This is a genomic window from Pseudomonas sp. zbq_18, from assembly GCF_043102245.1.
Classification (GTDB): domain Bacteria; phylum Pseudomonadota; class Gammaproteobacteria; order Pseudomonadales; family Pseudomonadaceae; genus Aquipseudomonas.
The window spans coordinates 208,428-222,121 of sequence record NZ_JBICIT010000022.1 but is presented as its reverse complement, the minus strand read 5'-3'; the positions used below and the strand labels follow the sequence as shown (position 1 = coordinate 222,121).

The 13,694-nt window shown below is 66.5% G+C and carries 15 protein-coding genes; 7 read left to right on the top strand and 8 right to left on the bottom strand.

Features of this window, described 5'->3' with window-relative positions; genetic code table 11:
• Window position 1: 1 nt before the first annotated feature.
• The 3 genes from ACF8C6_RS17630 to ACF8C6_RS17620 all read right to left on the bottom strand — a co-directional run bounded on the left by ACF8C6_RS17630 (window position 2) and on the right by ACF8C6_RS17620 (window position 3,690).
• Window positions 2-484: an acyl-CoA thioesterase gene (locus ACF8C6_RS17630; RefSeq protein WP_392500469.1), complete on the bottom strand. Its 483-nt coding sequence runs from the start codon at window positions 482-484 to the stop codon at window positions 2-4.
• A gap of 321 nt (window positions 485-805) precedes the next feature.
• The gene (locus ACF8C6_RS17625) at window positions 806-2,173 is read right to left on the bottom strand and encodes a glutamine synthetase family protein (RefSeq protein WP_392500468.1); all 1,368 of its coding nucleotides are present in this window, start codon (window positions 2,171-2,173) and stop codon (window positions 806-808) included.
• A gap of 125 nt (window positions 2,174-2,298) precedes the next feature.
• Window positions 2,299-3,690 carry an aspartate aminotransferase family protein gene (locus ACF8C6_RS17620; RefSeq protein WP_392500467.1) on the bottom strand — a complete coding sequence of 464 codons (1,392 nt, stop codon included), beginning with the start codon at window positions 3,688-3,690 and terminating at the stop codon, window positions 2,299-2,301.
• Between the two features lie 122 nt (window positions 3,691-3,812).
• On the opposite strand from ACF8C6_RS17620, the gene ACF8C6_RS17615 reads away from it, so the two are divergent.
• From ACF8C6_RS17615 to ACF8C6_RS17600, 4 genes are all read left to right on the top strand, one after another.
• Complete coding sequence (locus ACF8C6_RS17615; protein WP_392500466.1) at window positions 3,813-4,583, top strand: SDR family NAD(P)-dependent oxidoreductase; 771 nt, start codon at window positions 3,813-3,815, stop codon at window positions 4,581-4,583.
• Between the two features lie 122 nt (window positions 4,584-4,705).
• Complete coding sequence (locus ACF8C6_RS17610; protein ID WP_277687870.1) at window positions 4,706-5,392, top strand: GntR family transcriptional regulator; 687 nt, start codon at window positions 4,706-4,708, stop codon at window positions 5,390-5,392.
• A gap of 66 nt (window positions 5,393-5,458) precedes the next feature.
• Complete coding sequence (locus tag ACF8C6_RS17605; RefSeq protein WP_392500465.1) at window positions 5,459-7,060, top strand: response regulator; 1,602 nt, start codon at window positions 5,459-5,461, stop codon at window positions 7,058-7,060.
• Window positions 7,057-7,737, top strand: a complete 681-nt coding sequence (locus ACF8C6_RS17600) for a sensor histidine kinase (RefSeq protein ID WP_392500464.1) — start codon at window positions 7,057-7,059, stop codon at window positions 7,735-7,737. Before ACF8C6_RS17605 ends, ACF8C6_RS17600 begins: the two co-directional genes overlap by 4 nt.
• A 132-nt stretch (window positions 7,738-7,869) precedes the next feature.
• Here the strand turns inward: ACF8C6_RS17600 and ACF8C6_RS17595 are convergent, their stop codons facing one another.
• The 3 genes from ACF8C6_RS17595 to ACF8C6_RS17585 form a co-directional block, all read right to left on the bottom strand.
• Window positions 7,870-8,277, bottom strand: coding sequence for an SMI1/KNR4 family protein (locus tag ACF8C6_RS17595; RefSeq protein WP_277687873.1), 408 nt, complete (start codon window positions 8,275-8,277; stop codon window positions 7,870-7,872).
• 77 nt (window positions 8,278-8,354) lie between these two features.
• The gene (locus ACF8C6_RS17590) at window positions 8,355-8,771 is read right to left on the bottom strand and encodes a hypothetical protein (protein ID WP_392500463.1); all 417 of its coding nucleotides are present in this window, start codon (window positions 8,769-8,771) and stop codon (window positions 8,355-8,357) included.
• Between the two features lie 40 nt (window positions 8,772-8,811).
• Window positions 8,812-9,228: a hypothetical protein gene (locus ACF8C6_RS17585; protein WP_392500462.1), complete on the bottom strand. Its 417-nt coding sequence runs from the start codon at window positions 9,226-9,228 to the stop codon at window positions 8,812-8,814.
• Window positions 9,229-9,287: 59 nt separating this feature from the next.
• Between ACF8C6_RS17585 and ACF8C6_RS17580 the strand changes: the two genes are divergently transcribed.
• Both ACF8C6_RS17580 and ACF8C6_RS17575 read left to right on the top strand, forming a co-directional pair.
• Window positions 9,288-10,352, top strand: coding sequence for an aminopeptidase (locus ACF8C6_RS17580; RefSeq protein WP_392500461.1), 1,065 nt, complete (start codon window positions 9,288-9,290; stop codon window positions 10,350-10,352).
• Between the two features lie 54 nt (window positions 10,353-10,406).
• A complete protein-coding gene (locus ACF8C6_RS17575; RefSeq protein WP_392500460.1) occupies window positions 10,407-10,637 on the top strand; it encodes a DUF1161 domain-containing protein in 231 nt (76 codons plus the stop codon).
• On the opposite strand, the gene ACF8C6_RS17570 is transcribed toward ACF8C6_RS17575, so the two are convergent.
• Both ACF8C6_RS17570 and ACF8C6_RS17565 read right to left on the bottom strand, forming a co-directional pair.
• Window positions 10,634-11,278 carry an HAD family hydrolase gene (locus ACF8C6_RS17570; protein WP_392500459.1) on the bottom strand — a complete coding sequence of 215 codons (645 nt, stop codon included), beginning with the start codon at window positions 11,276-11,278 and terminating at the stop codon, window positions 10,634-10,636. The genes ACF8C6_RS17575 and ACF8C6_RS17570 overlap by 4 nt on opposite strands.
• Before the next feature lie 5 nt (window positions 11,279-11,283).
• A complete protein-coding gene (locus ACF8C6_RS17565; RefSeq protein ID WP_392500458.1) occupies window positions 11,284-11,835 on the bottom strand; it encodes a gamma carbonic anhydrase family protein in 552 nt (183 codons plus the stop codon).
• A 125-nt stretch (window positions 11,836-11,960) separates the two neighbouring features.
• On the opposite strand from ACF8C6_RS17565, the gene ACF8C6_RS17560 reads away from it, so the two are divergent.
• Window positions 11,961-13,676 carry a diguanylate cyclase gene (locus ACF8C6_RS17560; protein WP_392500457.1) on the top strand — a complete coding sequence of 572 codons (1,716 nt, stop codon included), beginning with the start codon at window positions 11,961-11,963 and terminating at the stop codon, window positions 13,674-13,676.
• The last annotated feature ends 18 nt before the right edge of the window (window positions 13,677-13,694 follow it).

Sequence of the window (13,694 nt, the reverse complement as noted above, 5' to 3'; positions counted from 1 at the left end):
CTTAGATCTCGGCGTCGAGGGACTGGTAGCGGCGCACCAGTTCCTCGCGGATTTCCCGACGGCGCTGGGCCTGGCGGAAGCGTCGCTGCTCGTCCGGCGTCTGCGGTTGCAACGGTGGCACCGGGATCGGCTGGCGCTGGTCGTCCATCGCCACCATGGTGAAGAAGCAGCTGTTGGTGTGGCGTACCGAGCGTTCACGGATGTTCTCGGTGACCACCTTGATGCCGATCTCCATCGAGGTGCGCCCGGTGTAGTTGACCGAGGCGAGGAAGGTGACCAGCTCGCCGACATGCACCGGCTCGCGGAAGATCACCTGGTCCACCGACAGGGTGACCACGTAGCAGCCGGCGTAGCGCGCCGCGCAGGCATAGGCCACCTCGTCGAGGTACTTGAGCAGCGTGCCGCCGTGCACATTGCCAGCGAAGTTGGCCATGTCCGGGGTCATCAGGACGGTCATCGACAGGGTGTTGTTGGCAAATTCCATGGTTGTCTCATAGGCAGTTTTCAGGGCGCTGGCGTTGCAGTTCCTGCGGGGTCTGCTTGTTGTTATAGGTGCTGCCTGTTTACTTCGCGTTGCCAGCGGCAAACACCATGCAAATTCGCGACCGGGCGAACAGCCGGTGCTCGGGAGGGTATTGACCTTGCCTGCGCCCTGTTTCGGCACGTATTGCAGGCGTGTGCGTCAGGACGAAGCAGGGAAGGCTGCGTGGCGAGGGATGAGCGCAGGGCGGCTCAGAATGGCAGCCGGAAGGATGCAGCGGGGCAGGATGGGCAAGGGCGTGGCCTTACCCACCTTTGCTGCGGATCAGGCGTGGGTCAGGTACCAGCGCCAGTCCTGCTCGCCGACTTCGCCGACGAACTGGCGGAATTCTTCCCACTTGATGGCCAGGAAGATCTTCAGGAAATCCTCGCCCAGCGCTTCCTTGGCCCAGCTCGACTGCTCCAGGTTGCGTAGCGCGGTCAGCCAGTCGGTCGGCAGGGTTTCGCGCGCCTGCTCGTAACCGTTGCCGATGATTTCCTCGCCCGGGTCGATCTGCTCGCGAATGCCCTTGTGGATACCGGCGAGGATCGCGGCGGCGGCCAGGTAGGGGTTGGCGTCGGCGCCGCAGATGCGGTGCTCGACGTGGCGGCTCTTGGCCGGGCCACCGGGCACGCGGAACGACACGGTGCGGTTGTTCACGCCCCAGCTCTTGGCCAGCGGCGCGTAGCTGTTGGCCTGGAAGCGGCGGTAGGAGTTGGCGTTGGGGCAGAAGATCGCCAGCGCGTCGTTGAGCGTGGCCATCATGCCGCCGATGGCGTGCTTGAGCAGCGGGGTGCCGTGCGGGTCTTCGCTGGCCATCAGGTTGTTGCCTTCGGCGTCCGCCAGGCTGACGTGCATGTGCAGGCCGCTGCCGGCCAGGTCACCAAACGGCTTGGCCATGAAGCAGGCGATCAGCCCGTGCTTGTTGGCCACGCCCTTGACCAGGCGCTTGTAGCGGATGCCTTCGTCGACCGCCTGCAGGGCGTCGAAGCGGTGCTCCAGGGTCAGCTCCAGCTGGCCGGGGGCGTACTCGGAGATGGCGGTGCGCACCGGCAGTCCCTGGGCCTCGCAGGCGCTGTACAGGTCGTCGAGGAAGGCCTGCTGCTGTTCCAGCTCCAGCACGCCGTACACCTGCGGCGCCTGTGGGCGCACGCCGTTGGCCTGCACGGCCGGCTGCGGACGACCGTTGGCGTCGCGGTGTTTATCCAGCAGGTAGAACTCCAGTTCCACCGCCATCACCGGGTGGTAGCCGTCGGCCTTGAGGCGGTCGATGGCGCGCGCCAGCACATGGCGCGGGTCACCGGCGGCGGCCGGTGCGCCCTGGGTCGGGTGCATGCTCACCTGCACCTGGCCGGTGGGGGTGGCGCGCCAGGGCTGCAGGGTCAGGCTGCCGGGCAGCGGGTAGGTCCAGCAGTCGGCATCGGCGACTTCCCAGACCAGGCCGCTTTCTTCGACGTCCTCGCCCTGGATGGTCAGCGAGAGGATCGAGCTGGGCAGCGGGCGGCCGTTCTCGAAGATCGGCAGCAGCTCGTCGCGGTGCAGCAGCTTGCCGCGCGGGATGCCGTTGGCGTCGATCAGCATCAGCTCGATCAGGCGCACCTCGGGGTGCTGGGCGAGGAAGTCGCGGGCTTCCTGGGGATTGGCGAATTGCATGGTGGTGTCCTTTGCTGTTCTCCCCTCTCCCACTGGTGGGAGAGGGGCCGGGGGAGAGGGAAGGGGCCGTTGCCCTCTCCCCAGCTCTCTCCCGCTCTTTATTTGTGAAGCCGAGGGAGAGGGAGTTAAAGGCGCGCGCCGGGGATGGCCAGCAGTTCGCCGATGGCCTGGTCGAGCATGGCGATCAGCTTGTCCACATCGGCCTCGGTGGTGCTCGGGCAGCACAGGGTCATGTTGTGGAAAGGGGTGATCAGGATGCCGCGGTTGATCAGGTACAAGTGGATGGCCATCTGCAGTTCGTCGTGGAAGGCCGCCTCGGCCTCGGCACCGGTCTTCGGCGACACCGGGCAGAACTGGAACTCGCTGCGCGCGCCCAGTTCGGTCACCGACCACTTCAGGTCGTGCTTGCTGATCAGGCGGCGGAAACCATCGGCCAGGCGCTTGGCCAGCGGCAGCATGTGGTCGTAGGCGGCCGGGGTCATCACCTGTTCCAGGTTGGCGCGCATGCAGTGCATGGCCAGGGCGTTGGCCGACAGGGTGGTGCCCATGCCGCTATGGCCGTGGCCATGGCTGTTCTCGCTGGCGCGTTTACGCGCCGCGCTCATGGCCTCGGCCATCGCCGCGCTGCAGCCGAAGATGCCGCAGGGCACGCCGCCGGCGATCGGCTTGCCGACCACGAAGAAGTCCGGGTCGAGGTTCCACAGTTTGGTGCAGCCGCCGATGTCGGTGGAGATGGTGTGGGTCTCGTCGATGATCAGCAACGAACCATATTTACGTGTGAGTTCCCGGCACTTCTGCATAAAGCCCGGCTCGGGCAGGACCATGCCGATGTTGGTCATCGCCGGCTCGCACAGCAGGGCGCAGACGTCGCCCTGGGCCAGCGCCGCTTCCAACGCTTCAACATCGTTGAACGGGATCGAGCGGCTGTACTGGGTCAGGTCGTAGGCCTGGCCGACCAGGCCGGAGCGCGGCACGGTCTCGCCGTCGCGGTAGCGCACCATCACGTCGTCGACGGTGCCGTGGTAGCAGCCGTCGAACACCAGCAGGGTCTTGCGCTGGGTGATCTCGCGCGCCCAGCGCAGCACGTAGCGGTTCGAATCCGTGGCGGTGGCGGTGACCTGCCAGAACGGCAGGCCGAAGCGTGCGGCCAGCAGCTCGCCGCAGACCACGGCGTCCTCGCCCGGCAGCATGGTGGTCAGGCCGTTGTTACCCTGTTCGGCGATGGCCTTGGCGATCGGGTCCGGCGAGTGGCCGAACATGGTGCCGGTGTCGCCCAGGCAGAAGTCGATGTACTCGTGGCCGTCGACGTCATAGAAGCGTGCACCCTTGGCGCGTTCGACGAACAGCGGCACCGGGGTCGACCAGTCGGCCATCCAGTGCATCGGCACGCCGCCGTACAGGGAGTTGCGCGCGCGCTCGGCGAGCGCCACGGACTTCGGATTACGGGCCAGGAACAGTTCGCGCTCGCGGGCGAAGAAGGTTTCCACGGCGGATGGGCTGATACCACTGGCTGTCATGTTGCACACCTCGTTCGAATTTATGCACATGCTATTTTGTGATCACAAAAATGGCAACATATGCATTAATTGGTGATTGGTATTAAATTTAAATCAATTTTGTGATCACAAGGATCGGCCGGATGCAGTTCAACGAACAGGTGGCACTGATCAGCGGCGCGGGCAGCGAGAGCGGCATCGGCATGGCCATCGCCCGGCGCCTGGGCCAGGCCGGTGCTCGCGTGCTGGTCACGGCCAGCAGTGCGCGTATCGAACAGCGGGTCGCCGAACTCTGCGCTGCAGGTATTGAAGCACGGGGTTACGCCGCCGACCTGACCGATGAGCACCAGGTCGCCGCGCTGGTGGCCTGGGCCCAGGCCCAGTGGGGGCGCATCGACATTCTGGTGAACAACGCCGGCATGGCCATGCAGGGCAGCCCGGAGCCGTTCGCCGAGCTGGCGGACATGGACCTGGCGACCTGGAACCTGTCCATCGCGCGCAACCTGGGCACGGCCTTCCTGCTCACCCGTGGCGTGCTGCCGGGCATGCGTGCGCGGGGCTACGGGCGCATCGTCAATATCAGCTCCACCACCGGCACGCGTGGCAGCAATCCGGGCGAGGCGGCCTACAGCGCGGCCAAGGCCGGCATGCTCGGCATGAGCATGGGCCTGGCGCTGGAAGTGGCCAGGCAGGGCATCACGGTCAACAGCGTGGCGCCGGGCTGGATCGCCACCGGCTCCTCCACCGAGGAAGAGAAGCATGCCGCCGAGTACACGCCGCTCGGCCGCGCCGGGCGTCCGCAAGAAGTGGCTGCCGCCGCTGCCTTCCTCGCCTCGCCCGAGGCCAGCTATATCACCGGCGAGATCCTCGTCGTGGATGGCGGTAATTGCCTGATAGAGAACAAGACGCCGTGAGTCATTAGAATCCCCCTGCGCCGCTCTGGAGCGGCCTTCTTAAGCCAAAGGAATTCTTCATGCGCAACTGCTCGCTGACCCTCGCTCAACTTCCTGCACCACCGGCGCGTGGGTGACTGACGATGGCCGACAATCTGCAGGAACAGCTCTACCAACGTATTCGTGAAGGCCTGCTGGCCGGGCGTTTCCAGCCTGGCCAGCGGCTGAAGATCCGCGACCTCGCCGCCGAGTGGGGGACCAGCCCGATGCCCGTGCGCGCCGCGCTGCAGCGCCTGGTCGCCGAGGGCGCGCTGGAAGGCGAGCCGCAACGCTCGGTGCGGGTGCCGGCGATGACCCGCGAGCGCTACCAGAACATCTTCCAGGTGCGCCTGGGTCTGGAGGGCCTGGCCGTGGAGCTGGCCACGCCCAACCTGAAAGCCGCCGACCTGGCCGAGTTGCGCGACTGCGTGGCGCGCATGGACGAGGCCATCGAGCAGCGTGACGTGCAGACCTATCTGGACGCCAACAGCCAGTTCCACCTGCAGTTGTATGGCGCCTGCGGCAACCCGGTGCTGCTGCGCAGTATCGAGTCGCTGTGGCTGCAGATCGGCCCGTTCTTCAATCGCCTGTTCACCGGCGCCGACCTGTCGCTCAGGCTCAACGACTTCCACGAGGAAGCCTTCGCCGCCATCGAGGCCGGTGACGCCAAGGCCGCGCGTCAGGCCATGGAGCAGGACCTGCTCTACTTCGCCCGTTTCCTGCTCAACCTGCTGGAGCTGGAAAGCGCGCCGGGGCGGCGGGCGCAGCCGGTGCTCAGTCCGCCGGCCTAGTGGGCTGCCGGTGCGAAGGTTTTTCCTGGCATACACTGAAACGACTTTTCGCATCCGGGGCATTCGATGCAGGATTACAGCCAGCAGCGCTTTCTGGTCGTCGACGACTTCAACGACTTCCTCAGCTCGGTCAAGGCCATGCTGCGCGAGATGGGCGCGCGTGACGTGGACACCGCCAACCGTGGCGAGGAAGCCATCGCCCTGTGCCGGCAGAAGCGCTACGACATCATCCTCCACGACTACAACCTGGGCACCGGCAAGAACGGCCAGCAGGTGCTGGAGGAGTTGCTCACCCTGCGCCTGATCAGCCATCAGTGCATCTTCGTCATGGTCACCGCCGAGAGCAGCCAGGCCATGGTGCTCAGTGCCCTGGAGCATGAACCGGATGCCTACCTGACCAAGCCCTTCAACCGCGCCAGCCTGGCCCAGCGCCTGGACAAGCTGATGGAGCGCAAGAACCTGCTCAGGCCGGTGTTGCAGGCGCTGGACAAGCGCATTCCCGCCGAGGTGCTGAATGCCTGCGAGCGCCTGGCGCAGCAGGACAAGCGCCTGCTGCCACTGTGCCAGCGCTACAAGGCCGGCGCCTTGCGTGAGCTGGGCCGTGACGAAGAGCTGGAGCGCCTGCTCAATGCCGTGCTTGCCGAGCGGGCGATTCCCTGGGCCTACCAGGCGCTCGGTGGCCTGCTGCTGCGCCGCGGCGAGCACGAGCACGCCCGCCAGTTGTACGAGAAGGCGCTGCAGGCCTTTCCCATGCAACCGGGGCTGTATGACGGCCTGGCCGCCGTGCTGGCTGCCCAGGGCGAGGGCAAACGCGCGCAGGGCGTGCTGGAGGATGCGGTACGCCTGTCGCCGTTGGCCATCCGCCGGCAGGCGCAGTTGGGCAAGCTGGCCATGGACAACCAGGACTTCCAGAGCGCCAGCAAGGCCTATCGCAGCGCGGTGGAGCAGGGTCGCAACTCGCGCTTCAAGAGCCCGGACAGCTACCTCGGCCTGAGCCAGGCGCTGCTGTCCGAGTCCGGCGACGAGCCGCTGGACAAGCGCGCCCAGGCCGAGATCAACCAGGCCCTGGCCGAGCTGGACAGCCACTACGCCGAGGATCGCGCGGTGCGGGTGCGCAGCCGTCTGATGCAGGCCAACACGGCGCAGAAGAACGGCGACAACGCACGCGCCGCCGAGCTGGCCGGGCAGGCCGCGGCGGAGCTGGACAGCCTGGGCGAATTCTTTTCCGCCGAAGCCGCGCTGAGCGTGGCCGCGCAGCTGCAGACGCTCGGTCAGCAGGCCGCCAGCCAGCAACTGCTGAAGAGCTGTGTGGAAATCTATGGCGACGATGCCAACGTGCTGCGCGGGGTGGCCCGGCTGACCGACGATCCGGCCATTCTCGGCGGCGCCAAGGAGGCCGTGGAGCTCAATCGCCAGGGCGTGCGTGCCTATCAGCTGGGGCGCGCCGCCGATGCCCTGGAGCTGTTCCGCCGGGCCCTGGCCCTGCAGCCGAAGAACATCAGCATCGCCCTCAATGTCGCTCAGGCCCTGCTGCGCCTGGGCGAGCCGATGGCCGACGACGCCCGTGCCGAGTGCCGCGCCTGCCTCGATGCGGTGCAGATGATTCCCGCCAGCGACCCGCGCTACGAGCGCTACCAGCAACTGCGCCAGCGAGCGTTCGGCGCATGAGCGGGCTGGATATCGCCACCGTCATCGCCTCCACCGTGCACGACATGAAGAACTCCCTGGCCCTGCTCGGCCAGTCCCATGCGCGCTGGCTGGCGCAGCTGCCGGCGGAGCTTCAGGGTGGCGCCGAGCGCGGGGTGATCGAGTACGAGTTCGCCCGCCTCAACGGCATGCTGGTGCAGCTGCTCGGCCTGTACAAGCTGGGGGTCAACCAGCTGCCGCTGCACCCGGACCACCACGAGCTGGACGACTTCATCGGCGCCCAACTGGCACGCCACCAGGACGTGCTCGACAGCCGTGGCATCCGTGCCCGCGGCGAGGTGGAGCGCTTCGACCTGATGGGTTTCTTCGACCAGGAGCTGATCGGCTCGGTGCTGGCCAACGTCATCGCCAACTCCATCCGCTACGCCCGCAGCGCCCTGCTGATCAGCGCGCGCGAGGAGGGCGGCGAACTGCTGCTGTGCGTCAACGACGATGGTGCCGGCTACCCGCAGGCGATGATCGAGCAGCAGGGCGACTACGTCCTCGGCCTCAACCAGAGCAGCGGCAGTACCGGCCTGGGGCTGTACTTCGCCGCGCGCATCGCCGAGCTGCATCGCCGCGGCGAGCGCTGCGGGCGCATCGAGCTGGGCAATGGCGGGCCGCTGGGCGGCGGCGAGTTCCGCATCTACCTGCCCTGATCGGCTGGCCTAGAAGTGGCCGCGTGTAACAAGCCCCGCCCTACGCACTGCTCTTTTTGTGGGAGCGGCTTTAGCCGCGAAACAGCCGGGGAGCGCCCCAGGCTGCGGCGTACCCATGCGCGCGACGTGCGCCTACTCGCCCAGCCAGACGTCGCGCACCCAGTGCCAGACCGAGTCCCAGCTCTCGTCGGTCAGCTCGCCCTCGTCGCCGTCCCACAACACCACCTGGCCTTCCACATCCACGGCGTAGTAGTCGCGACCGTCCTGGCACAGCGGCACCAGATCGCGGGGCAGGCCCAGGTCCCAGGCCACCGAGGCGACTTCCGGCAGGTAGGTGTGTGATTGCGGGTCCGTGGCGGTCACCGGCTCCAGGCGGCCGTAGACCACGTCGCTGACCTTGAGCAGGAATTCGCGCAGTTCAAAGGGCAGGTGGATGAGGATCTGCTCCTGGATTTCCACCAGGGTTTCCTCGTCCGGCAGCTCCAGCGGCACCGGTACCGGCTCGTTGAGTTCGCGCAGTTGTTCGATGACTTCTTCCACGGGTGGCTCCTGGCAGGCTGATCACGGCTGAGAGGGTAGCCGAGGGAGGCGCTTTTTACCCTGTCGCGGCGCGTCGCTCAACCGAAGGTGTTGCAACGCTGTACCTTGGCTCGCGTCAGCACCTGGCCGGCGGCGTCGTACAGCCAGCCCTGGGCCTTGTACTGCAGGGGGCGGGCCTCGATGCGGTAACGCTGGCCGGCGGCAAAATCGGCGTAACTGAAGCGCAGGTGACAGGTCATGGTGACCGGTTCGCTGCTGAAATCACTGCCGCCGCCGGCGACCTCGAACTGGAAGCGGACGTCGAGGTCATGGGCGCCGGGGCTGACCTGGAAGTAGCGGCCATCATCCCAGCGCTGGTTGTCCAGGCGATGGGCCATCAGGGTGTAGCCGGCGCGAATCTGCAGGTCGACCCAGGCCTGTTGTGGGTCGGGTTGCGGCAGCGGACTGGCACAGGCACCAAGGGCGAGCGTGGCGATCAGCAGTGGTAGGCGCATGAGGACGTTCCTCCGGGCAGAGTGGCCAGCATAGCGCCGATCAGACATCGCCGCAGCGCCCTTCACGGGCGGTGGCCAGGGTGTAGCCGTGCTGGTCGCGCAGCTTGGCCCAGGGGCGGAAGCCATGGCTGCCGGTCTCCAGGCGGTAGCGCTGGCCGGCGGCGAAACCGGCGTACTGCAGGTTCAGCAGGCAGGTGCGTGGCAGGGGCTGGCCTGGCGTGCCGACATTGTCCGCCGCCACTTCGAAGTGCAGGCGCACCTGCAGTTCGTGGTGTTCGGGCGACAGCTGTACATAGTCGGCATCGCCCAGGTCGTGGCCGTCCACTTGGGCGATGCCCAGTCGCTGGCCCTGGGCCGGGGCGAGGTCGAGCCAGGCCATGCTCGGATCATGACGCAGCCAGAGCTGGGCGCAGCCGGTGAGGGGGAGCAACAGGCAGAGCATAAGAGAGAGACGCATGGCGGGCTTCCTGAGCGTGGGCATCGACAAGTGCGGAGGTACTGCCTAGGCTCGCGAGCATGTCTATTGCCCTACTCGACCTCTGTCGCTGGCGGCTGGTTCCGTTACTGCTCGGCCTGCTGCTGAACGGTTGCGCCAGCCTCGACTATTACGCCCAGCTCGGCCGTGGTCAGCTGGCCCTGCTGTCTGCCCGCGAGCCGGTGGATAAGCTGCTGGCTGACCCGGCTGTCGACCCCGAACTGCAGCGCCGCCTGGCCCTGGCCCAGCAGGCACGGGACTTCGCCAGCCGTACGCTGCAGCTGCCGGATAACCGCAGCTACCGCCTGTATGCCGACCTCGAACGGCCCTATGTGGTGTGGAATGTGTTCGCCACGCCGGAGCTGTCGCTGGCGCCGCTGACCCACTGTTTCCCCATTGCCGGCTGCGTGGCCTATCGCGGCTTCTACCAGCAGGGCCGCGCCCGTGGTGCGGCTGCCTTGCTCCAGGAGCAGGGCCTGGACACCTACGTCGCCGGCATCGAGGCCTACTCCACCCTGGGCTGGTTCGACGACCCCATCCTCAACACCATGCTGCGCTGGGGCGATGAGCGCTTGGCGGCGGTGATCTTTCACGAGCTGGCCCATCAGCAGCTGTATGTGGCCGACGACACCGCGTTCAACGAGTCCTTTGCCAGCTTCGTCGAGCAGGAAGGGCTGCGTCAGTGGCGTACAGCGCGTGGTCTGGCGCCACTGGCGGCGGACGAGGAACGCCAGCGCCGGCAGTTCACCGAACTGATCCTGGCCAGCCGCGAACGCTTGCAAGCCCTCTATGGCAGCACGGTCAGTGATGAGCAAAAGCGTCAGGGCAAAGCCGCCGAGTTTTCCCGTCTGCGTCAGGACTACGTGGCACTGCGCGACAGCCAGTGGCGGGGCGACACGCGGTACGACGCCTGGATCAACGCGCCGCTGAACAACGCCCGGCTGCTGCCCTTTGGCCTCTATGACCAGTGGGTAGACGCCTTCGCCGTGCTGTTCGCGCAGGCCGACGGCGATTGGTCGCGTTTTTATCAGCGTGCCGCGGAGTTGGCTGAACTGCCGGTCGAAGAGCGCGATAGGGCGCTTCGGGCGCTGGCCGCGAGTCGCTAGAACCGACCCCCGCCAGGGGTGGTCAGATGGCATGTGTTGATCGGGAGGTGAGCGATGAAACGGTGGATGACCCTGTTGGCGGTCTGTCTGTTCAGCAGTGCGGCCCTGGCGGCGCCCAAGCCTTGCGAGGAGCTGAAAGAGGAAATCGAGGTGAAGATCCAGGCCGCCGGCGTAGCCAGCTACACCCTGGAAATCGTACCGAACGCCGAGGTCGAAGACCCCGGCATGGTGGTCGGCAGCTGCGAGGGCGGCAGCAAGAAGATCATTTACCAGCGCAACGACTAGGCGAAGGCCCGGGCCAGTTCCGCCAGGCTGGCGAAGTAGTAGGCCGGGGCCTCGCCCAGCAGCTCCTCGCGGCTGCCGAAGCCATAGCCGACGCCGGCTGCGTGCAGGCCGTTGCGGTGGGCACCGATCAGGTCGTGCTTGCGGTCGCCGATCATCAGGCAGTCACTCGGGTTGAGGCCTTCTTCCTGCAGCAGGTGGGCGATCAGCTCGACCTTGTCGGTGCGCGTGCCGTCCAGCTCACTGCCGTAGATCACCTTGAAATGCCGGTCGAAGCCGAAGTGGCGGGCGATCTCGCGGGCGAACACGGTCGGCTTGCTGGTGGCGATATACAGGGTGCGGCCCTGGTCGACCAGGCGGGTGAGCAGGGCGTCGATGCCGTCGAACGCACGATTCTCGTACAGGCCGGTGACCTTGAAGCGCTCGCGATAGTGGTTCACCGCCTGCCAGCCTTGTTCCTCGCTGAGCTGGTAGGTGCTCATGAAGCACTGCAGCAGCGGCGGGCCGATGAAGTGTTCCAGCGCCGCCAGGTCGGGTTCGTGGATGTCCAGCTGGGCCAGCGCATGCTGCACCGAGCGGGTGATGCCCTCGCGCGGGTCGGTCAGGGTGCCGTCGAGGTCGAACAGAATCGTGCGGTAGTGCATGTCGCTCACTTGTCGCTGGCGCCGTAGCCTTCGGCCAGGTGCAGGTCTTTCAGTTTCACGTAGTTGGCTGCGCTGTAGCTGAAGAAGGCGCGTTCCTTGTCGGTCAGGGCGCGGGCCTGCTTCACCGGGCTGCCGACGTACAGGTAGCCGCTCTGCAGCACCTTGCCCGGCGGCACCAGGGAGCCGGCGCCGATCACCACCTCGTCTTCCACCACGGCGCCGTCCATGACGATGCTGCCCATGCCGACCAAGATGCGGTTGCCCAGGGTGCAGCCGTGCAGGGTGACGTTGTGGCCGATGGTCACTTCGTCACCGATCAGCAGCGGGTAGCCGTCCGGGTTGAAGGGCCCGGCGTGGGTGATGTGCAGCACGCTGCCGTCCTGCACGCTGCTGCGCGCGCCGATGCGGATGCGGTGCATGTCGCCGCGCACCACGGCCATCGGCCACACCGAGGCGTCCTCGCCCAGCACCACATCGCCGATCACCACGGCGCTGGCATCGACAAAGGCGCGTGCGCCCAGTTGCGGGGTGATCTGTTGATAGGTGCGAATGCTCACCGCGGCTCTCCTCGATTGACTAGGCTCGCAATTGTAACCGCCACCGTTCGCCGCCCGGTGATGGCACAGCGCCATTTCGGCTGGCAGAATCCGCGACAGTTCCCCCGCCGTTTGCGGGAACCATAATGACAACCGCCAGCCAGGCGGGAGGTTTGCTGATGTTCTGCCTGTTGAAGCCGCGTCTGGGGTGGCTGTTGTGCCTGTGCCTGCTGGCGGGTCTGGCCCGTGCCGAGCCACTGGCGTTGCAAGGGGCGATTCTCGATGGCGGTAACCTGTCACCGCACCTGCAGTTACTGGAAGACCCCCAGGGCACGCTGACCCTGGAACAGGTGCAGTCGCTGGCGTTTCAGGACAACACGGCCGAGTCGGCCAATTTCGGTTTCAGCTCCTCGGCCTGGTGGGTGCGTCTGCGCCTGAGCAACCCGCACGATCGGCATCAGGAAGTGCTGCTGCGCCAGGACTACCCGCTGATCGACTGGCTGGAGTTCTGGTCACAGGATGGCCAGGGCAACTGGCAGGTGCGCCGTACCGGCGACCGCACGCCCTTCGCCAGCCGCGAAGTGCAGCACCGTGACTTCCTTTTCGTGCTCGACCTGCCGGCCAACAGCCAGCGCACCTACTACCTGCGCTACGCCTCCGGTGGCCCGGTCAACATCGCCCTCAGCCTGTATTCGCCGCAGGCGCTGGTCGAGCACATCAGCCTGGAACAGCTGGCCTACGGCTGCTACTACGGCGGCTTCCTGGCGCTGGTGCTGTACAACCTGTTCATGTTCCTGGCGGTGCGTGACCGCGCCTTCCTCTTCTACCTGTTCTATGTCTGCTGCTATGGCCTGTACATGGCGGTACACAACGGCCTGACCTACCAGTTCTTCTGGCCGGGCAGCCCGCAGCTGGCCAACGACAGCCTGCTGGTGCTGCTCGGTCTGTCGCTGTTCGGCAGCCTGAAGTTCACCCGCACCATCCTCGCCACGCGCAGCCGTGCGCCGCGCCTGGATCTGATCGGCCGAGGCCTGCAGGGCGTCTGTCTGCTGCTGTTGCTGGCCATCCCGCTGTTCACATATGCCCAGCTGATCCAGCCGTTCTCCTACGTCACCCTGGTGGTCACCCTGCACCTGCTGTTGCTGGGCATCGCCTCGTTCGTCTCCGGCAGCCGCCCGGCGCGCTATTACCTGATGGCCTGGAGTGCGCTGCTGACGGGCGTGACGGTGTACATGTTGAAGACCTTCGGCCTGCTGCCGCACAACTGGCTGACCCAGAACGCCTTCCAGATCGGTTCGCTGATCGAGATGCTGCTGCTGTCGCTGGCCTTGGGCGCGCGGGTGCGCGACCTGCACCACGACAGCTACCGCGATGCCCTCACCGGGCTGGCCAACCGCCGCCAGTTCGACGAGCGCATGCGCGAGCACTTCCAGCAGTACCGCGAATACGACCAGCCGCTGAGCCTGCTGCTGCTGGATATCGACCACTTCAAGCGTTTCAACGATGACTTCGGCCACCAGGCTGGCGACCGCGTGCTGCAGGAGGTGGCGCGGCTGCTGCAGATCGAGGTGCGCCGGCCCTATACCGCCTGCCGTTACGGGGGTGAGGAGTTCGCCGTGATCATGCCGGGCACCAAGGCCGAGGCCGCCGAGGTGCTCGCCGAGCGCCTGCGCCGCGAATTGCGCCAGGCCAGCCGCAGTGATGCGCCGCTGACCCTGAGCATCGGCATCGCCAGCCTGGGCGAAGGCCCGTTCGACTCGCCCGAGCAACTGTTTGCCGCTTCCGACAGTGCGCTGTATGCGGCCAAGAGCAGTGGACGTGACCGGGTGATGCACTGGGCGCCGGATTTATCATCACCATAGAGCGCTTTGCTGCGGCAG